Source organism: Paraflavitalea sp. (assembly GCF_059502485.1).
Genome location: NZ_JCACET010000011.1, coordinates 1282889 through 1303826 on the forward strand (window position 1 = coordinate 1282889; position 20938 = coordinate 1303826).

The following is a 20938-nucleotide window of genomic DNA, read 5'->3' on the forward strand; positions in this document are numbered from 1 at the left end:
CTTTAAATGCGGTTGATAACCAACCGCATTTTTTTTAGGCAAAAAACCCTTAGTTTCGTGCTTTCGTATGAAAAAAATTGAGCTTGAAATAGTTGCGCTGTCACACAGTATCACCCAGACACATTCATACGCCGTCGTATTGGGGGAAGTCAACGGGCTGCGGCGTTTGCCCATCGTGATCGGCGGTTTTGAAGCACAGGCCATTGCAGTGGCACTGGAAAAAATGCATCCCAGCAGGCCATTGACACATGACCTGATGAAGAATTTCATGAATGCCTTCAACATCGACCTCCAGGAGATCATCATCTGCGATCTCCAGGAAGGCATCTTCTATTCCAAACTGGTTTGCGTAAGTGAGCACGACACTGTGGAAATTGATTCCCGTACATCAGATGCACTCGCACTGGCCGTACGTTTCGGTTGTCCCATCTACACATACGATAACATCCTCGAAAGCGCCGGCATCCTCATGGAAGATCCCTCCGGCAAGAAAAAACAACCCAAAGAAGCAGTAGCCGCCGAAACAGGAGGCGCCCACGACGACCTGCGGTCTATGACCCTGGACGAGCTGAATACACTGCTCAATGAGGTATTGGATCAGGAAGACTACATCCGCGCCATTGCTATCCGTGATGAGATCAACAGCCGAAAAAGAGGCCGGTAATGATTGTCTTTCCCAATTGCAAGATCAACCTTGGTCTGCACATCACCCGCAAAAGACCAGATGGCTACCACGACCTGGAAACAGTATTCTATCCCCTGCCCCTGCGGGACGCCATAGAAGTTATTACCAGTCCGGTTTCAGCACAGGGTTTTCCCTTACATCAGGGTGCAGAAGACGTTGAACTTTTCCTGAGCGGCCTTCCCGTGCAGGGCAACACCGCCGACAACCTCTGCGTAAAAGCCTGGCACCTGCTGAAGAAAGACTTCCCACAATTACCGCCCATACAGCTACACCTGCACAAAGCCATCCCCATGGGCGCAGGTTTGGGAGGAGGTTCTGCCGATGGCGCATTTACACTCCAGCTACTCAACAACAAATTCCGGTTGGGCCTCACCACCGAACAATTGCTCGACTACTCCCTCCAGCTGGGCAGCGATTGTCCCTTCTTCATCATCAATAAACCCTGCATAGCTACGGGCCGCGGCGAGTTGATGCAAGCCACTCCACTCGACCTCTCCGCCTGGTCGTTCATGCTGGTATACCCAGCCGTTCACATCAATACAGGATGGGCCTTCTCACAGATCACCCCCGCCCCGCCCCGGCAACCACTAAGCGAGATCATCCAACAACCGGTAGAAACCTGGAAGCATACCCTCATCAACGATTTCGAAGCCCCCGTATGCCAGCACCATCCGGCCCTCCAAAACATTAAAGAAACCCTTTATACAGCAGGCGCTGTATATGCCTCCATGACAGGTAGCGGCTCCAGCTTCTATGGCATCTTCCCCAAAGGAAAAACACCACAGGATTTATTCCCTTCCTATAAATTTTATATCTTAAACGCATAATGCGTAAAAAGAAGTTCCCCCTTACAGCCCTGGCAATCATTTGCGGGACTATCATTGGCCTTCTCATAGTAGCAAGATTAACTGGCGCAATCGCTTTATTTAAACAACCTACAGGCGCCAACGACCCTGCTATAAAAGTGGGAGATCAATTCCTTTCAACAAACCTCAAGACACCTAAGCTATTTGATTTTATAACATTTCATCATACAAACGAAAGAGAAGGCAAACACATGCGCGTGTATCGCGTTTGCGGAATGCCGGGAGATAAACTGCAGATAAAAGACGGAGACCTCTATATAAATGGGCAATTTGCTGATGGCCCCTTAAATCTCAAACAACTGTACCGTATCGCAGATACAAGCATGATCACCGTGGCTGAACGTTTTCAATTAGAGGATTCAGATAATGCGCCTATTCAGACAGATAGCGGAAAAGCAATCGTTTTTTTAAGTAAAGAACAGGCGAAAGAACTACAAACACTGAAAATACCTTGCAAAAGGTATCCCAACTTTGACAATGAGGTCTATGAGCAAATAGAAGAACAATTTCATCAGCGCTGGACCACCGACAACTTTGGTCCGGTACAGGTTCCGGCCGGCCATTACTTTGTTTTGGGCGATAACCGTAACATGGCAGAAGATTCCCGCTTTACAGGATTTATCAAAAAAGAAGATGTTTACGGCGTAGTCCTCGGAGTTAAGTAGCAGTAGGATACCCCACAAAAATTGCGTACCTTCGTCCACAAATAGTACGCAATCAAAGCTAACGCACACATAGTACATTTTCTCCGGCAGAACCTCGATCTGCTCAACCACTAAGGACCATGCTCCTGTTGCCGGCATTTACACATGCCGGCCCATCCTGATATTATACACTACATTCCCTCATGGCTAATCATCGTTATTATGCAACCTACTATTATGCACTCCGACAACACCCAATATTACCTTGACCTCGAAGAAAAATACGGTGCCCACAACTACCATCCTCTGCCGGTAGTATTACAGAAAGGACAAGGCGTATTCCTGTGGGATGTAGACAACAAACGCTACTATGATTACCTGAGCGGATACAGCGCCGTGAACCAGGGCCACTGCCACCCGGCCATCATTGCCGCACTGGTAGAACAGGCACAACAGCTGACACTCACCTCGCGCGCATTTCACAGCGCCTTGCTCAGCGAGTTCACACAGTTCATCACCAACTACTTTGGCTACGATAAAGTACTGCCCATGAATACAGGTGTGGAAGCAGTGGAAACAGCCATCAAACTCTGCCGCCGCTGGGGATACGACGTAAAAGGCATACCGGCCAACAAAGCCAAAATACTGGTATGCAGCCACAACTTCCATGGAAGAACAAGCACCGTCATATCATTCAGCACCGATCCATCTTCTTATGATCGCTTTGGTCCCTACATGCCAGGCTTTGAGGTAATACCCTACAACGACCTGCCAGCGTTGGCCACTGCATTACAGGATAAAAACGTGGCAGGCCTGCTGATAGAACCCATACAAGGCGAAGCAGGTGTGGTAATACCCGATGAAGGATTCCTCACTGCCGCAAAACAATATTGCGAAGATGCTCACGTGCTATTCATGGCCGATGAAATACAAACAGGCCTTTGCCGTACAGGCAAAATGCTGGCCTGCGATCATGAGAACGTACACCCCGATATACTCATTATAGGTAAGGCCCTCAGCGGAGGTACCCTGCCCGCATCAGCCGTGCTGGCCGATGATGAGATCATGCTCAACATCAAGCCCGGCGAACATGGTTCAACCTATGGTGGCAATCCCCTCGCCTGTAAGGTATCGATGGTAGCACTCACCGTATTAAAAGAAGAGAAGATGGCAGAAAATGCCAGTGAAATGGGTGAGCTTTTCCGGCAGCAGCTGCAAGCCCTGCAATCGCCCCACATCAAAACCATCCGGGGCAAAGGCTTGTTAAATGCCATCGTCATCGACCATCCCAATCCTCAGGCTGCCTGGGATCTTTGCCTCACCATGAAAGACAATGGTTTGCTGGCCAAGCCCACACACGGAGATAAGATCAGGTTATCACCACCGCTTACCATTAACCGCGAACAGATACTGGAATCTGTTAATATCATAGGAAAAAGCCTGGAAACACTATAGAAATTTAATGCGGGAAAACCCTCTCCCGCATACCTTTTTAAGTTGGCCGGCGTTTATTATCTTTAGGAGCCGTTAAACCCCGGCCCGCGTCCCCCACCCGTATGTACCGTCAGTACCTGATCACCCTTTTTTATCTGGCCATCGTATGCCTTTCACAGGCCCAGGAAGCCCCACCCGTACAATGCGGACAACAGGAAATCACCAATAAACTGCTCCGCGATCAGCCTGAATTAAAACGCTACCAGGAAAACGCCGAACAACAACTCCGCCAGTATCAGTTGGCGCGTAAGACAAACCCCTTAAATACACAGCGCACGACAGCCATCGTCACTTTGCCTGTCGTCGTACACATTATTCACAACAACGGAACGGAAAATATCAGCAATGCACAAGTGCTGGCTGGCATCCAACACCTCAATGAAGCCTTCGCCAACACCGGCTTCTATGATCCGGCCGATGGCGTCAATACACAAATCCAGTTCTGTCTCGCACAACGGGATCCAAACAACAATCCCACCAACGGCATTACCCGCGATGTGTCCCCACTCACGGTAATGGGTGGACCCAATTACTATTCCGACGACCTGGCCGTCAAGAACCTTAATCGTTGGAACCCCAATTGCTACATCAATATCTGGCTCGTGCGATCCATACCCGGCAACGTAGCAGGCTACGCTTACCTGCCTTCAGCACATGGCTCTGCCGTAGATGGCATCCTGATGGAGTCAACATATTTAGGCAGTTCACCAGCCAACAGCGTGGTCACCATCCATGAAATGGGCCACTACCTGGGCCTCTACCACACTTTCGAAGGCGCTTGTAAGAATGATGACTGCTCTATCGATGGCGATAAAGTCTGTGACACCCCACCCGATCAATCTACCGCCTCAACCAGTTGCAGTACACCGATGAACAGTTGTTCCACTGACATCCTTTCCGGCTTCAGCAACGATCAGAACGACCTGAAAGAAGATTACATGGATTATGGCAACCTTAACTGTATGAAGGTGTTTACACAAGGCCAGGCCGACCGCATGAACTGGTTCATCCAAAACACGCGCAAGAGCCTGCTATCATGCCTGTCCTGCTTATCACCCTGCCCGGCTCCGGTATCCGCCAGCTTTACTTCTTCGGCCACCAATGTAACAACCGGCACCACGGTTACCTTTACCAATAGTTCAATCAACGGCAATACCTACAAATGGTACCTCAACAATGTACAACAAGCCGGTACCCAACATTATTCCTATACATTTAATACACCCGGCACCTATACGATCAAGATGTCGGCACATAGTGGCAATCCTTTATGCGATAGTGCTGCCGCCACTGCCACCATTATCGTTACCTGCCCGCTTACCGTTGGCTTCACCCCACCCGATACCACAGTAGCCATCAATAGCACCGTCAATTTTACCAACACCTCAACAGGCGCTACCAGCTACCAATGGCTACTCGATGGTGTTAACCAGGGCACTACCCTCAATTACGCACACACCTTTCCTGTCGCGGGGTATTACCGGGTAAAGCTGAAAGCCTCCAACGGATTTTGTACAGACTCTGTAACGCGCCTCGTGATCGTTACCAATGCCTGTATCAGCGAAACTTTCCAGCGTACTTATGGCGGACAAAGAAGCGATATCATCAGCGACATCAGGTCTACACCCGATGGCGGTTACATAATTGCCGGTCGGACAGGCAGTTTTGGCGCCGGCGATGAAGATGGCTTCCTCCTTAAAACAGATCAACTCGGCGCGGTACAATGGAGTAAGACCTTCGGTGCTGCTCGTACGGATGGCTTTTATCGCGTGATCCTCACCAGTGATGGAGGCTTCATGGCGGTAGGACAAACCAAGTCATACGGCTACCTCACTGGCGCAGCCTGGGCAGTTAAAACAGATGCTGCAGGCAACCTGCTATGGAACCGCCAGTTTGGAGAGAACACCACCTTCGGAGAAATAGCCTCAAATGTGATACAGGCCAGTGACGGCAGCTACTACATAACAGGCCGGCAAAATAATAATCCAGGCACCGGTAATGTGTTGGTTATAAAACTGGATGCTACAGGCTCCATAGTCTGGAGTAAAATATTTGACGACAGTGACAGCGACAACGGCAGCAACATCATGGAAGACAATGGAGGCATACTGGTATCGGGCACCTCACGTTCCTCCACCTGGCACGATGGCTTCCTCATGAAGCTAAACCCTGCCAATGGAGATACCCTCTGGTCAAAAAAATACGATGTGGGTGGACGCAATAATGCCGCAGGCGCAGCCTTCACCAGGCAGGGTAACTTTTACCTGATGCCCCTCGTTACCATCAACGACTTCACCAACACCAACACAGGCCGCGCCATGATGCTGCGCATCGACCTGAACGGAGATGCCGTAGACGTGAAAGAAATAATCGCGCCGGATTATATATATGGCAGTACCGGCACCTTTATGCCAACACCCGATGGAGGATACCTTTTCCAGCAAAGCGAAGACAATGGCAATGCAGACCTCAACCTGATAAAGCTCAGCCCGGCCGGAGCCGTGGAGTGGACAAGAAAATTTGTACAACCCGGCAATCAATACACCTATACCTTACGAATGACCCCTGATGGCGGCTATATCAGTGCCGGCTATACCACTACAGGCGGTAATGATATGTACATCGCAAGGACCGATGCAATGGGTAATATCCCTGCCTGTAACAATACAACCATTCAGGTGCAGGTTGCTGCGCCAACATTTACAACCATTCCATTCAGCTGGTACGACATTCGCAACAGCAGCTTTACAGCAGTACCCCACCCGGCTTTACAGGCAAGCCCTGCAACAATACCATCCACCTTGTTCTGTTCAGGCGGCCCCTGCACACCTCCGCCCGATCCCTGTGTAACAAAGGCCTTTCAAAAAACATATACCGGCGTCGGCAACTACCACGTTTTTTATATCAACACCACACCCGATGGCGGCTCCATCATTGGCGGTACAGCCAATCCCATAGCAGGCGATGCTAACCAGGCCAGTGCAGCTATCGATGCCCTGGCCATGAAACTTAAGCCAGATGGGGAGATCGAATGGGCACGCCGCGTTGGAGGCAGCCAGTACGATGAGTTCAGAAAGATCAGGCCCGTAAGCGATGGAGGATACATAGCTATCGGCAGCAGCAGGTCGTTCAACAACCGGCAGAATGTATACCTTGTAAAACTGACTGCTACAGGCACGGTAAGCTGGTCAAAGAACTTCAATACCAACTCCCCCACTAACGATTATGGACTCGATGTGATTGAAACGTCTGACGGAGGCTTTGTATTGACAGGTACGATCAATTACTCACCACCTTTTGCTCATGGCCTCCTTGCCAAAACCGACGCCAGTGGCAACATCATATGGGCCAATGAGTTTCACACAGCTGATGGAGTAGATATATCCAGCGTGCTCGAGAATGTCGACACGCTGGTAGTGGCAGCTGATTACTGGGTAGCTGCGGAAAATCGTTACTATGGTACCGTTACGAAAATCAATAAGAATACAGGAGCTGTCAATGCGGCCATGCGTTTCCTCTCAGACGGACGTGGCAACTTTGCCAACCGCATCTACAAAACACCCGAAGGATTCTTAATTTCCGCTCATATCATCGATGGCAACAGCTATCTCAATAAACAAGTAGGCGTCCTGCGCCTTGATCAGAATTTACAAGTAATCAGCAATAAAAAAGTATCTGCACTGGAACCCAGCTTCTGGAGTTATGCTACTCCCGCGCAGAATGGTGAAGTCATCATTACAACCGGCAATCAGGGAATTGCCAACTTCTTTCAATTAATGCAGGCAGATGCAGCAGGCAACATTGGCTGGCAAAAATATTACGGCAGCGGGCAAGGATTCTCCTCACAAATACCTGCCAATGTACAGCAGTATACAGATGGGACTTTTATAACAGCAGCTTCCTTTACCACCATACAGTCCAGTGGCTCCGACTTCAAAATTCATGTGGTGAGAACAGCCTCCAATGGTACTACACCCGGTTGTACTACCGTAGACATGAACAATCAGTTTAACAATACTACAATCAATACGCAGACACATACCTGGACTACCATCACGCCATTCGTTTATCAACAACCTATAGCAGTAACCTCCAGCGAAGCCGATGTACCACTGCAGGCTACTGTACTATGCGTTTCCGGCAACTGCCAGTTCAATGGCATTGTTGGAGAAGACAGCATTTGCAACCGTACCGACACTTTCACCTATGAAGTACAACGCAATGCCGACTGCGTCCTGCCAACCACCTGGACCATCGATCCGGCCTATGCACAGATCGTATCCACTACAGACTCTACTATCCGCATTTTCTTTAAACAATCAGGCATCGTTAAACTATACGCCAGTCTCACAACGGCTTGTACTTCTACTTCCGACAGCATCGAGATATCCATCTTCGATCCTTATAAACCAGTAAACCTTGGCCCCGACATACAACTGTGTAATGTGAGTACCTGGCCGCTGAATGCAGGCGCCGGTTACAAAACCTATCTGTGGCAGGACAACTCTGCCGACTCAGTGTTGACCGCTTATAGCACGGGAACCTACTTTGTGGAGGCCACCGATCATTGTAACAATGTTTTCCGCGACACGGTGATCATTAGCCAGGCACCCACCCCTTCATTCGACCTTGGCCCCGATCTGGAACGATGCAGCAATGATACATTACAACTCTCCGCACCTGCCGGATTTACCAACTATCGCTGGAGCGGTAATTACATGATCAGCTCCACATATGGACAGACAGTAAGAATATTTACAGACCAAGACACTCTATACAGTGTAACCGCAGAAAAAGGTCCAGGCTGTATTGTCATAGATACCGTCCGGGTAAGAATAAAACCAACAGCGCCACTCAACCTGGGCAACGATACCAGCTTTTGCCAGGACAAAAGCATAACACTGGATGCAGGTCCCGGCTTTAGTAACTATACCTGGAACACAGGCGCCAATACACAGCAGATCACTGTTGGTACGACGGGCAATTTCATTGTCAACGCTACCAATACAAATGGCTGCATATCTAAAGACACCCTAAGGGTTACCAATGTATTTGCACTGCCGGTTGTCAAACTTGGTAATGATACGATACTCTGTGTAAACTCCTCCGTCACCTTCCGGGCCGGCGCAGGCTTCACAGCTTATGAATGGCAGGATGGCTCTACCGGTGCAGCGCTTATCGCTACACAACCAGGCGTGTATTGGGTGAAAGTAACAGACCAGCATACCTGCGTTAACGTCGACACTGTTGCGATTACAGACATCAAGGCACTCCCAGCCGGTTTCTTACCGGATACAGCCCAGCTTTGCGACTGGCAGCGACTTGAACTGAAGCCATTCAACACCTTCAAACAATACCAGTGGTACAACAATGCCACAGCGCCTTCGATTACCGTTACCGGACCTGGCATCTATTGGTTAAAAGTAACCGACAACTTCGGCTGTGTGGGAGCCGATAGTATTAAAGTGGTGCCCAAAGACTGCCTGAAAGGATTATACCTGCCCAATGCATTTTCACCCAACAACGACCGAAACAATGACGTGTTCCGGCCAACGGTTTATGGGTATCCTGAAAAATACCGGCTTACCATCTATAACCGCTGGGGACAGCGCATATTTGAAACCACAGATATTTACAGAGGTTGGGATGGCACCATCAACGGAAAGCCACAAGACACAGGCATGTTTGTCTGGACCTGCCAATACAAGCTGGTAGGCATGGATGAGAAAAGCGAAAAAGGTGTGCTGACGCTGGTTAGATAAACCGCTATTAACAAGTAATTATTGCTTTTTATCAATAACCTTCATGTCTGGTAATAACGTCATTACCAATAAAGCTACAGAAGACAGGAGCATAACCCACAGGCCCGCCAGCTTTGTAGGACAGATACCGCGGTAGCAACCGGAAAAAACAATAAAACTCTTGATAGCGAAGGCCACCGTCAACGCGCCGATGAGGAGATTCCAGCGCTTGGCCCATACACGTGGTATCAGGAAAAGTATAGAAGCGATGATTGCAAACACGGTAAATACCTTCCCCGGTTTACCATAGTCATTATCCTCCGAAAAGAACCCTGTAAAGTTCTTATTGAGGTCGGGATGAAAAGTCCAGGGCAAAAAACAAGCGATTACCAGTACTATTGCGGCAGCTATGCCGATCCATTGAGAATACTTCATAATTAAAAAAGAGCGGCAAAGATAGGAAAAATGAAGCCTGGGTAGAGACCCAGGCCGACCAAAACTAACTGCTAATATGAGAAAATGCACTTGTTAGACTCCATTGGAAGGCAACAAATTGCGCAGTCCTCACATTAAAAAACAGGGTGTTTTATTTAATATTATTGTTAACCAATCTGGTCAGCCTGTTAACAAAAATGCCCGAATACGGGCACAAGCAGAGCACTATAGCAGCCTTCCGGCAGGTCATCAGGGATGAGCAGCCGATAGAAAGGCTTCAACAACCGGCAAGGCAGGAAACACTTTTTGCCCGGGCTTAGCTGTAAAGATCTCCCCGATATAATCACCATGACCACCTGGAAAAATGGCCAGGCTGGCATGTTCGATCTGCCGCGACATTTCTACCGCATGCTCAGGAGTATTGACATCCTTATCACCAGATATAATGAGTGTAGGTATTTTGATACTCCTGATAGCATCCTCTTTGATCTCCGTGAAATTTTGCATCCGTGTCGCATCTCGTTTAAACATGGTATACAATGCATCCTTATCCGGGTTAATGGCCAGAAAAGCATCCTTGTATACCTGGGGCATACTTTCAAAAGTAGCGTTGGCCATCATGTCAAAGAACCAGGGTTGTGCACCCGATCTTTTATAAAAAGTGGATGCCACAATGATCTTGTTCACCAGTTGCGGGTGACGGATAGCTATTTCCAGTGTAGTGCTGGCGCCATTACTGAAACCGAAAATATCAGCCTTGTCAATGTTAAGCTGTTTTAACAACGCAGCGATGTCATCAGCATCCTGTGCAAAACTGAGTGGCCGGTCAATATCAGCAGTATGCCCATGCGCCTGCATCTCTACAGCAATCACCTTATGAGATTTGGCAAGCTCAGGCAATATCCGACCCCAGGTGGTGCCAATGGTAGAACCGCCCCCGTGAATAAGCACCAGGGGAAAGCCTTTGCCGTGAACTTCATAATACATCTTTAATCCATTAACAGTAGCATAATTGCCTACAGATTGAGCGTCGAGTGTTTGAGCAAGACTGGTCATAAATAATAAAGTAAAGAGAGATTTCATAAATGGCTCTTTTGCAGGGTAAAGGTAACAACAGCAATCAGCATCAAAGAGGTATCATTACGACAAAATGGAGGGCTAATGCGAAATATAAAAACCCTGTACAACAAATGTACAGGGTTCTTCTTGTGCCCAAAAGCAGGATCACTTTTCAATACTATTATTGGGTGGATTGCTATTATCCTTTCGCTGGCTGCCCCGGGCGTCGCGCGTGTTCTTTTGTACGGCAATGGCGGCAAATAGGCTAAGTGTAAACGACATAGCATAGAAACCCTTCTCACTCTTGGTGAGGTCTGCATTCCAAAGGCCGATCGTTAACAATAAGATGGCTAAGATCGTGGTGAACCAGGCGAGACCATAATAAATGTTGGTTACCGGGATACCTTCCAATTGGTCGCGCACTGCCTTCTGAACAGAAATACCCGAAAACAGTCCGAACATCAAAACGGTGAAATAATACCCTTTTTCATTCAGCTCCATTTGGGCATTCCATAAGCCTACATTGAAAGCTATAATACCGGCTAAAAGAGCGATCCAGGAAGCGGCTACAAACGCAGCTGAAGGTTGTTGTGGGTTGGGAGTCTCCATAAATGAATTTTTATGGCAACAAAACTATCAGCCTGGCGCCGCACATTTTTTGACAACAGTCAAAAACCCGCGTCCTAAATGTTAAAGCCTGCTGCGGATGCGGCTCAGCGTCTCCTGCGAAATACCCAGGTAAGAGGCAATATAACCCAATGATACCCTGTCAATTATATGCGGCGCCTGCTCCAGCAGGCTCTGATAACGTTCAGTGGCTGTTCTGAACTGCGCATTCACAAAACGTTCTTCCAGTCGTATATAATACTTTTCATACGCAATACGCATCACCCTTTCGATCTCATGATGCTGGTTGAACAACTGCCATAAGGACTCTTTGGAGATGGCCCATAACACACAGCCCTCGATCAGCTGAATATTCTCCACCGCAGGCTCCTGTGTAATGAAGCTATGAAAGGAAGTGACGAAATCGTTTTCAAAACCAAACCAGTGCGTAATCTCTTTGTCGTCCAGATTATAAAAGCCACGCAGGCAGCCCTGCTCAAGAAAGTACAAATGCCGGCACACCTTGCCTTGTGTGATCAACAGTTCATTACGAGGCAGAATCAACTTGGTGAAATAATCCGGGAGCACCTGTTGTGCTTCCTCACTCAACTGGTAATACTGTTTCAGGTGTGCTAAAAGTTGTTCCATACCAAAGCCGGGATTGGTTTAATTGCAGAGTGGCAATATAACACGGTATTGTGATTAAATAAAAAAGGCATGTTCCGAAGAACATGCCTTATAGCTCATATGAATACGAATCCGTCTTAACTTATTTTGGGCGAATCGAAACGAGGTCTGCCTTTTTTACCGTAGCCATCGTGAAAGGAGATAGCACTAAAGGAGACGTGGATTGCGATTCCTCATTCATCACTTGTCTTGCCACAGCGGGTGTTTGGTGCTCAGTTGCAGCACTTCTGCCACCTTTAAAGAATGACAAGGCAAGGTGTTTGAAAAAGTAACGCAGTTGAGGAATAGCCCGTTTGAAAGGATTCAGCGCATCACTAAACCGGAAGCGGGGTTTTACCATCGGCACCTCAACAGGTAGTTCCGCAGTAAAACTTTTTGTTTCCATGAAGATGTGGGCATTCAGCTTAAAGGCTATATGCCTCACTTTATCGATCGTTTTTTTATCAGCATTATTGATCACGATATTACCATCGCGGTAATCGAATACCACTTCCTGAACGGCAGATTGTCCCGGCTCTCTATTAAGCCACACCGCAGTTCCTGGACTTGCATATTTATATACCTCACCATTAGGAAGTAGAACAGACGTATGATTATCCAACCGCATCTCCGGGTCGTTTGCGACGAAAGCAGACCATTTGGTCAGGGAGATTTCACGGGTAGAATTATGGTCGAACAGATTCTTTTTTCTCGTAATGTAGATGATATCCATAAATCGGTGCATTTGCTCACCCCAATAAGTGCAAAGGAATTGCCAAAATAAACGTGTTGGAAATCAATGTCCCGTTAAGGGAACAACGAAAAACTGTGTAGAACGCACCCCGTTTTAGGTTTGGGGTGGGTTACTTTCAGCAACTTTCAGTATAAACAGAAGCACCATTTAAACCGCTCTTCCCTAATGAAGAAATTCCTGAAATACACAAGTTATTCACTTTTGACGCTTGTGACCCTCGTCATCTTATACCTGTGTTCTGCATGGACTTTATCCCGGCTTACCGTAAAAGCAGAACCGAATACTACACCAGATATAAGTATTTATCTTAAAACCAACGGCGTACATGCCGATCTGATATTACCCGTAAAAACATCTTTAAAGAATTGGAGTGAAGACATACCTTATACCAATACACGTAGCGGAGATACAACTATGGAATATGTCGCTTTCGGTTGGGGCGATAAAGGCTTCTACCTTGAAACGCCTACCTGGAATGACCTGAAAGCAAGTACAGCCTTCAATGCAGCGTTCGGCCTCAGTACATCAGCCATGCATGCGACTTTTTATCATCAACTAAAAGAAGGAGAACATTGTATTAAACTTGACATTAGCAATGATCAATATCAGCGATTGGTAACGTATATCGAAAATAGCTTTCAAACGGATGCTACCGGCAAACCTATTGTTATACCTACTGAAGCACGTTATGGGAGACACGATGCTTTCTACGAAGCAAAAGGCACGTATAGTCTCTTTCACACTTGTAATACGTGGGCTAATAATGCACTGAAAGTCTCCGGTCAAAAAGCTTGTGTATGGACGCCGTTCGATACGGGCATATTCTATCAGCATCGGAAATAATTATTCAGCAGGTTTCCACTCACCCGTTTTGATATTGATGCTCCAGGGCTTTGGCTCGGGCAGCCATAGTTTGCCATCCCCAATCTCTACCGGCATCCAGAGATAACGGGAATCCCATTGTGTGCCTGGCTTCCATTGATCGCCCATGTAAATAACAGTGGAACCTTTGGTACCTTCTACTTTGATTAGCATGGTAGATTGTGAGCTATAGGTATTTGTTTCCTGCGGAGCGATATCTTTAAACTCTGTCCAGGGGCCGGATAAAGAAGGTGCAGTCGCATATTTATTGGGATTAGGTTTCCAGCCTGTCAATGCAGAACCGATGGAATAGTACAGGCCCTTGTAATGAACAATAGCACCTCCTTCCAAGGGTGAATGAATAAAGCTCACCTCTTTTACTACATCCATATAATCGGGTGAAAGGCCGGCAATATAAAATCCTTTGGAGGGGCGGCTTTCAAATACCAGGTAAGGTGTTCCATCATCATCGATGAACTGGCCAATATCCCTGCTTTCATATCCTAACGGACGGAAACTCTTTACATAGGTAAAAGGTCCTTCCGGCTTCTTGCTGGTGGCCACTCCTACCCTTGCCAACTTATATGACCTGTCGTCAAGATGAAAATACATGACGTAGGTCTTCGACTGTTTATTGTAAAACACTTTGGGACGTTCCAGCACCCAACGCCTGCCCAGATTCTCGGGATCAGACAGCTTCAATACATCACCCAGGAACTTCCAATTCGTCAGGTCTTTCGATTCGTAACAGCTTACATAACGAAAATTGGTATCAAGTCCTTTCGCACGTTCCTCACCATACCAATAATAGGTCTTGCCTATTTTGATAATGCCACCGCCATGCGCCTGGATATGATTGCCTTTATCATCGGGCCATACCTCGCCGGGCTTAATCACCGTATTCTTTTGCGCATACGTGGATGCAGTCAATAAAAGACTACAAGCTATCAGCAAAGGCTGTTTGGCCAGCCGCGATATGATCATGCCCAGGTTCATGGTTGTTATTTTGTTTTTATACGAATAACGGTAAACGAATAAGACGGCAATTCCAGGCCCGAGATTGCGGAGGCTGGAATGGTTGATGTTACCGGCAACACCTTCTTATCTGCAGGCTGCCCCTGCAACACTGTTTTCGTTGCTTCCTGTCCCGCTAAAGATAATCCACCCAGGTCAACATTTGTTTTAACCGTTACCGGCAACAGGTTCACTAATTTAATAATGAGGTCGCCTGACTTTGTATCACGCACCACAGAATACGCTACCCGTTTCCTGACCGCATCCTGGTTGTTGGACAAAGTGATGGCTGCCGGCAGGTATTGATCTCCCGCATGAACGCCATACAACTTTTGCACTTCGTAACCCACCGTAGGTTTTACTTCTGTATTATTGAAATAAATAAGATCGGGATTCCACTGGGTGCGTCCTTCCTTTGCCAATAAAGGGGCATAGGAAGTCATGGTGACTACATCGCCGTTACGTTCTATCGATGTCAGGTACAATGCTTCCGCCAACGCCGTTTCAAGGTTATTGGGGCGACCTGGCAAGTGTGCAGCATATTCACCGAGGTATATTTTGGATCTGTTACGATCATAACGATCATAAAAATCCTGGTTGTGGATGAACCAGCCTGGTGACAGGTAGTAGTGTTCATCTACGATGGGTACTTTTTCTTTATTGGCCAGCTCCCACCCTTCGGTATAATCTGTTCCTTCAAAGAATGGCCCTACCGTACCGATCACGGTGATCTCCGGGTGTTTTTCTTTCATTGCTTTGTAGATCATCCGGAACCTTTCTTCAAACACATCGCTGATTAGGTCTTCGTTGCCGATACCGATGTATTTAAGGTTAAAAGGTTTGGGATGTCCTGCCTCCGCCCGTTTCTTACCCCAGGTGGAAGTAACAGGGCCATTGGCGTATTCAACCAGATCGAGCACATCCTGCACATATTCATCCATCTGATCCATGGGAATGCCGCCCTGCTGACCGCCACCGGTGGCACTGGTGCCGGAGTTTTGGCAAGGCACACCAGCTGCCAGAACGGGTAAAGGTTCAGCGCCTATGTCTTCACAATAAGCGAAATATTCAAAGTAACCAAGACCTGCAGTTTGGTGATAGCCCCAAAGGTTACGTTGTGGTTTGCGAGCTTCCAGTGGCCCAATGGTATTCTTCCAGCGATAAATATTATCAAGCCCATCTCCATGTGCCACACAGCCACCGGGGAAACGAATGAAGCGTGGTCGAATATCTGCAATGGTTTGTGCAAGATCAGCACGTAGGCCGTTCGCTCTGCCTTTGAATGTCTTTTGCGGGAATAGTGACACCATGTCCAGTAGCAAGCGCCCTTTCGCAAGGGGTTGCAATTCGAGGTGGGCGTCTGTAGCATCAGCCGATGCTGTAAGCACCGCTTTGGTGTTCTTCCAACCACTTGAAGTGGCAATAGTGGCCTGTGCCAATACATTACCATCCTTGCTCACCAATTTCACCAATAGCTTTCCCTTGCCGGCAGTCTGCTTAGTAAACACGGAAAAGTTATATAGCTCCCCTTTCTTTACCGGTATGCCATCAAAACCTGTATTCACCAAAGCAGCACCGGGTGCTTCGGTATTCAACACAGCGTAGTGTGCATTGTTAGGATGAATAGGCGATGCGCTATCGATAGCAAAAGAGGTGTTATCTCCTTTCAGTGTCCAGGAATGTGAATGCTTCCAGCTGCTGTCGCGCCCTTCTTTATCGCTTAACGCGTATTCAAAGTCGCGGTTCTGTACCAGCTCGGCATACAAACCACCATCTGCAGCATAATTGATGTCCTCGAAGAAAATGCCTAATAATAAATCACTAATCGGTCTGGCGCTCGCTGCCTGCAGGGTGATCTTCGCTTCTACCGGTTTAAGCCCGGCAAAGCGTTGTGCATCCTGTCCTGTATTTTCTCCGTAGAGTATATTCTTATATTGGCGCTGCTCAAATGTCTTGATCAGTTTATCTACCGTTGCCCAGGACACACGGTGTACTTGTCCTTGCGCTTTACCTTCGGGGAGTGTAACGGTAGTGCTTACATCTATATATTGTGCAGCAGGAACCACCACAGCTGGCGTAAATGTTTTGAAGTCTTTCGTGGTCACCCGATAATATTTGCCGCCAGCTTCTGTGTAGGTAATTACATAGATGCCCTGCCGGGTGTCGTAGGCAATGATTGGCTTCAATACATTGGCGCCTTCTTTCACCAGTGGATAATGTTGACGCCCCCAGTATACCAGATCGGGAGAGGATACATGTGCAAACAATGGCTCACGATCGTTGAGGCTCCACACACATTGCCACACGCCATCAGGTCCCTGGATGAGATAAGGGTTGATCATGCGCTTTTCCGCACCCCAGCGACCGTAGTCGCTTTTAACATAGGCGTACTCATTACCGATCGGATGCCAGTTTTGTTGATCGCGGCTCCAGGCAAAGTGGAGACCGTTGTGGTTGTTATTCTTTGTAGTGGCGTAGGAAAAAAGAAAGACAGAATCTGGTTCATTGACGGGAATACCTTTACCGGCAAAACCGGCGTGTATCATTCCGGCCATCATACAGCATAGCAGCAGGATCTTTTTCATCTGGTAATAATTGTAGTCGTGTCAATATTACAATTATTATCCTGACTTATCAATTAGTTGATATGTTAACAAGTTGAAGGGCTGAAAAGGAGACGAGAGAGCTATTTACTTAATAATATTCGTCTTTTTAATGTAGTCGAGCAAGGGGAAGTTTTGTTTCCAATAAGGGTTGCCGCCCGCAAAAACAGAATCCTGTTTACCCGCGCGGATACCACCTCCGGCTTTTTCTCCATAACCGGAATACAGGGCATCGGCTACATCCATGCCTTTGATTACGCGGGCAATGGGCACGAAGGGTTCATTGTCGTGGGTGGAGCTGTTATCGCGCAGGTTGATGAATATCTGGGTAGTGCGTGCATTGGGATCTTTGAAAGCATAGGCTACCGTGCCGCGGGTATTGGAGAGCACTCTGGGATCGTCGGGAATATTTTTATTGCGCCAGGCCTGCGCTACTTTAGGCTCGCCGGCAATGCCGAACTGGGCCCAATAGCCCGCCCTGATGCGGAATATGGGTAAATTATCATAATAGCCATTGATTATAAGGTTATAGAACCGGTCTACGCCACGTGGAGACCAGGCGCGCTTTACTTCCATCAATATCTCTCCTTTCGTGGTTTGTAGTTGTATTTTGAAAGAATCCGGTGCCGGTTTGCTGAATGCCGGATCATCTGGGTTCAATAAAGAAACCTGCGAATGGGAGCACAGGAATGATAACACTGTGACGATTGAGAGAAAGCCTCTGGTTAGAATGGTACGCATATGCTAAAATTAACACTATCTGCCAGTACGTGTTGCGCACTTTTTAATAAAATATATACAGATATGAACTTTGCTCTTTATGTTGTCATTTCGAACGGAGCGATAGCGGAGTGAGAAATCCCGCAGAGCGGGACAAGTTCTGCCTGCGACAAACCGGCCATTAGCTTCGATAGCAGATTTCTCACCCTGTGTATTTCTTGTGGATGCAAGTACGTGTGCAGGGTTCGAAATGACAAAGAAAGGTGAGTTAGCATCCGAAAATTGTGAGTCCCGTTCGACAAAAAGAATAATTACCTCTCTTGAATGATTATAGCCTGTCCGCCTTTGGCTTTGATGGTGATGGGAAATTCATCGTTTTGCTTTACAGGGATCGTTCGCTTGCGGATGCCGCCCTGCTCGTCATCTTCATAGATCGTGGCTGTATAGGTCTTTCCTGGCTTCAGGAAGTCCAGCACCAGTGTGTCCTGCCAATCTTTCGGGCCTGCGGCATTACCTATAAACCACGTACTGCCTTTTCTGCGCCCGACTGAAATGTATTTACCAATCTCTCCTTTAAAATAATGTGACTTATCCCAGACTGTGGGTACATATTTGAAAAACTCGATCTCGTCTTCATTGGTGTAGTCGGTTGGCTTGCCATACCAGAAGATGGCCTGTAAGGGACTAAAGTAAACCACCGTAAGTGCCAGCTGTTGGGCCTTGCTCACTTTGATGTTCTTACTGAAGCTGTTGGTGGGGTTGGGAAAGCAGAAGGTGAAATCTGCCGGTCCTGCCAGGAAGCGGGTAAATGGCAATGTAGTATTGTGAAAGGCGTCCGGGCTGTTCTCATCGCCCCTGATACCCTCCTGCGTCAGTAGCGCAGGGAATGTACGGCTCAGGCCGGTGGGTTTGTAGTTGTCGTGGATGTTGAGGATAAAACCATACTCCTGTACTTTCTTCATAGCCGCTGCCAGCCAGCTGATTCCTTGCTGGGTGAGGCCATCTACAAAACCAAACTTCAAGCCTGCTACGCCCCACTTTTTATACAGGGGCAGGATCGTATCGAGTTTGGCGCGCAGGCCCACATAGTTTACGTACAGGATCACACCAATGCCTTTCTGTTTTCCGTAGGCAATGACCTTCGGCATATCGATCGCTTCGATGTATTGGGTGGGATCGGAAGTGGAACGAAACTCAGCACCGTACCAACCTGCATCGAACATGATGTACTGGAACTGGTGGGCTGCTGCAAAGTCAATGCAATCGATGCCGCTTTGCGTGGTCAACTGTGCGCGGATCAGCTTGCCGGGCTTTATCCAGGCAGGCACTTCTTTGGCAGCAGGTGGAGTGGCCAGCTTCAGGTAAAGATTGTTGTGCGCATATAATGCAATGGCTGTTTTAGACAGGCTGATCGTACGCCAGGGTGTTTGATAATTCCCCTGAAAAGTAACCACCGAATCGCGTTTGAAATCGATAGCAAGACTATTGGGTGCAGCACCTTTCTTAAGCTCCGCCTTGGTATAGCTCGTATTATCAGCTTCGCCAATACTGACATAAACATCTTCACCTTTTAATGTAGTGGGCAGATCGCTCGTGCGGGAGAAGGTATCAATTGCTGTAGGGGCAAATACCGATTCATGGTTGTATTGATACAACGTGAAAGGTGTTGTGAAATTAAAAGCAGTATGCTCTTGACGGATAACTCCTTTGGGGATGCCTGCCTGTGCCGGTAATACATAGCGGAAAGCCACGCTCCCATCATACACCCGCACTATAATGTTGTATTGAATGTTTCCGGAATGGCAGGCTACAAGCATTTCATTATAAGAATTGGAAACAACTGCCTGTTCACCAAGTGGCCAGTTGAACTGTCCCAATACCTTCTTTTTGGTCATCTTGTCTATTACTGCTTGTTCGCCCAATGGCGCTTTATCAATCATCAGCCCCAATGGCGACCAGTCGACCACTGGCTTCAGCCGGTAAAATACCCGGTATACCAGTTTGCCTTCTTTGTTGCTCATCAATTCCATCGAGGTCAACTTGTCCAATGAAGTGACCATATAGGATTTAACGGGCTGGGCGCTACCAGCTTTAGGCAGTAAGCCGATGAGGCTGCATAACAATATGAGTAAATACCTTATCATAGGCTCATAAAGATAATGATCAGCCGGTCTAAAAATACAGGAGGCTGTCGCAAAAGCAAGAGACAGCCTTCTTTTGTTACAACAGGGCGTAAATCCCCCCTTAAAATGACGTTTATACCACCCCTGTAATCTGTTTTTCTATTGCATCTTTGTGTTGTAATAAATCAACAATAAAAATCAGCAATAATGGCAACGCAAATTTTCATCAACCTTCCTATTAAGGATCTAAAGAAATCAATGGCATTTTACGAAGCAATCGGCTTTACGAACAACCCGCAGTTTACCGATGATACAGCGGCCTGCATGGTATTCAATGAAAACATTTTCGTGATGCTGCTTACTTACGATAAGTTCAAAACTTTTACTTCCAAGAGTATTATCGATGCTAAACAAGCTATAGGAGTCATCAACTCCATGTCTCTTTCAAGCAATGATGAAGTAAATGCTTTTCTGGACCGTGCATTGAAGGCGGGCGGCAACGAGTACCGCGATCCGCAGGATTTTGGATTTATGCAGCTACGCTGTTTTGAAGACCTGGATGGGCACAACTGGGAGGTATTTTATATGGACGTAAGCAAGTTCCCTAATCAGTAATTATCAACCCGATCTACTAAAAGCAAAGAGGCTGTCTCAGTGTAATTTTGAG

General features: G+C 47.4%; 16 protein-coding genes. 7 read left to right on the top strand and 9 right to left on the bottom strand.

All coding sequences use genetic code 11. The features are described 5' to 3' along the window. The first annotated feature begins 67 nt into the window (after positions 1–67). The 5 genes from AC5JBY_RS32875 to AC5JBY_RS32895 all read left to right on the top strand — a co-directional run bounded on the left by AC5JBY_RS32875 (position 68) and on the right by AC5JBY_RS32895 (position 9451). A complete protein-coding gene (locus AC5JBY_RS32875; protein ID WP_495908955.1) occupies positions 68–664 on the top strand; it encodes a bifunctional nuclease family protein in 597 nt (198 codons plus the stop codon). Next, entirely contained in the window at positions 664–1512 is an 849-nt protein-coding gene (ispE, locus tag AC5JBY_RS32880) for a 4-(cytidine 5'-diphospho)-2-C-methyl-D-erythritol kinase (protein WP_495908956.1), read from the top strand. Before AC5JBY_RS32875 ends, ispE begins: the two co-directional genes overlap by 1 nt. Beyond that, positions 1512–2216: a signal peptidase I gene (lepB, locus tag AC5JBY_RS32885; protein ID WP_495908957.1), complete on the top strand. Its 705-nt coding sequence runs from the start codon at positions 1512–1514 to the stop codon at positions 2214–2216. Before ispE ends, lepB begins: the two co-directional genes overlap by 1 nt. Before the next feature lie 201 nt (positions 2217–2417). Beyond that, complete coding sequence (gene rocD / locus AC5JBY_RS32890; protein ID WP_495908958.1) at positions 2418–3650, top strand: ornithine--oxo-acid transaminase; 1233 nt, start codon at positions 2418–2420, stop codon at positions 3648–3650. A 101-nt stretch (positions 3651–3751) separates the two neighbouring features. Next, positions 3752–9451: a M43 family zinc metalloprotease gene (locus AC5JBY_RS32895; protein ID WP_495908959.1), complete on the top strand. Its 5700-nt coding sequence runs from the start codon at positions 3752–3754 to the stop codon at positions 9449–9451. 18 nt (positions 9452–9469) lie between these two features. Here AC5JBY_RS32895 and AC5JBY_RS32900 read toward each other — a convergent pair whose 3' ends face one another. From AC5JBY_RS32900 to AC5JBY_RS32920, 5 genes are all read right to left on the bottom strand, one after another. Next, positions 9470–9865, bottom strand: a complete 396-nt coding sequence (locus tag AC5JBY_RS32900; RefSeq protein WP_495908960.1) for a hypothetical protein — start codon at positions 9863–9865, stop codon at positions 9470–9472. 249 nt (positions 9866–10114) lie between these two features. Continuing rightward, entirely contained in the window at positions 10115–10948 is an 834-nt protein-coding gene (locus tag AC5JBY_RS32905) for an alpha/beta fold hydrolase (RefSeq protein ID WP_495908961.1), read from the bottom strand. A 141-nt stretch (positions 10949–11089) separates the two neighbouring features. Beyond that, positions 11090–11533 (bottom strand): inner membrane protein YiaA, encoded by a 444-nt coding sequence (gene yiaA, locus AC5JBY_RS32910; protein ID WP_495908962.1) that lies wholly within the window; start codon positions 11531–11533, stop codon positions 11090–11092. An 81-nt stretch (positions 11534–11614) separates the two neighbouring features. Beyond that, positions 11615–12178 (bottom strand): Crp/Fnr family transcriptional regulator, encoded by a 564-nt coding sequence (locus tag AC5JBY_RS32915; RefSeq protein WP_495908963.1) that lies wholly within the window; start codon positions 12176–12178, stop codon positions 11615–11617. Positions 12179–12299: 121 nt separating this feature from the next. Further along, positions 12300–12929 (bottom strand): hypothetical protein, encoded by a 630-nt coding sequence (locus AC5JBY_RS32920; RefSeq protein WP_495908964.1) that lies wholly within the window; start codon positions 12927–12929, stop codon positions 12300–12302. A gap of 186 nt (positions 12930–13115) precedes the next feature. Between AC5JBY_RS32920 and AC5JBY_RS32925 the strand changes: the two genes are divergently transcribed. Continuing rightward, on the top strand, positions 13116–13793 hold the full coding sequence (locus AC5JBY_RS32925) for a TIGR02117 family protein (RefSeq protein WP_495908965.1): 678 nt from the start codon (positions 13116–13118) through the stop codon (positions 13791–13793). Here the strand turns inward: AC5JBY_RS32925 and AC5JBY_RS32930 are convergent, their stop codons facing one another. The 4 genes from AC5JBY_RS32930 to AC5JBY_RS32945 form a co-directional block, all read right to left on the bottom strand. Next, positions 13794–14807 (bottom strand): family 43 glycosylhydrolase, encoded by a 1014-nt coding sequence (locus tag AC5JBY_RS32930; protein ID WP_495908966.1) that lies wholly within the window; start codon positions 14805–14807, stop codon positions 13794–13796. It lies immediately after the preceding gene. A 5-nt stretch (positions 14808–14812) separates the two neighbouring features. Continuing rightward, on the bottom strand, positions 14813–17410 hold the full coding sequence (locus AC5JBY_RS32935; RefSeq protein ID WP_495908967.1) for an alpha-L-arabinofuranosidase family protein: 2598 nt from the start codon (positions 17408–17410) through the stop codon (positions 14813–14815). Positions 17411–17515: 105 nt separating this feature from the next. Then, positions 17516–18169, bottom strand: coding sequence for a peptidylprolyl isomerase (locus AC5JBY_RS32940; RefSeq protein ID WP_495908968.1), 654 nt, complete (start codon positions 18167–18169; stop codon positions 17516–17518). A gap of 290 nt (positions 18170–18459) precedes the next feature. Beyond that, positions 18460–20292, bottom strand: coding sequence for a glycoside hydrolase family 97 protein (locus AC5JBY_RS32945; RefSeq protein ID WP_495908969.1), 1833 nt, complete (start codon positions 20290–20292; stop codon positions 18460–18462). 186 nt (positions 20293–20478) lie between these two features. Here AC5JBY_RS32945 and AC5JBY_RS32950 point away from each other — a divergent pair, with 186 nt between their 5' ends. Continuing rightward, a complete protein-coding gene (locus tag AC5JBY_RS32950) occupies positions 20479–20886 on the top strand; it encodes a VOC family protein (RefSeq protein ID WP_495908970.1) in 408 nt (135 codons plus the stop codon). The last annotated feature ends 52 nt before the right edge of the window (positions 20887–20938 follow it).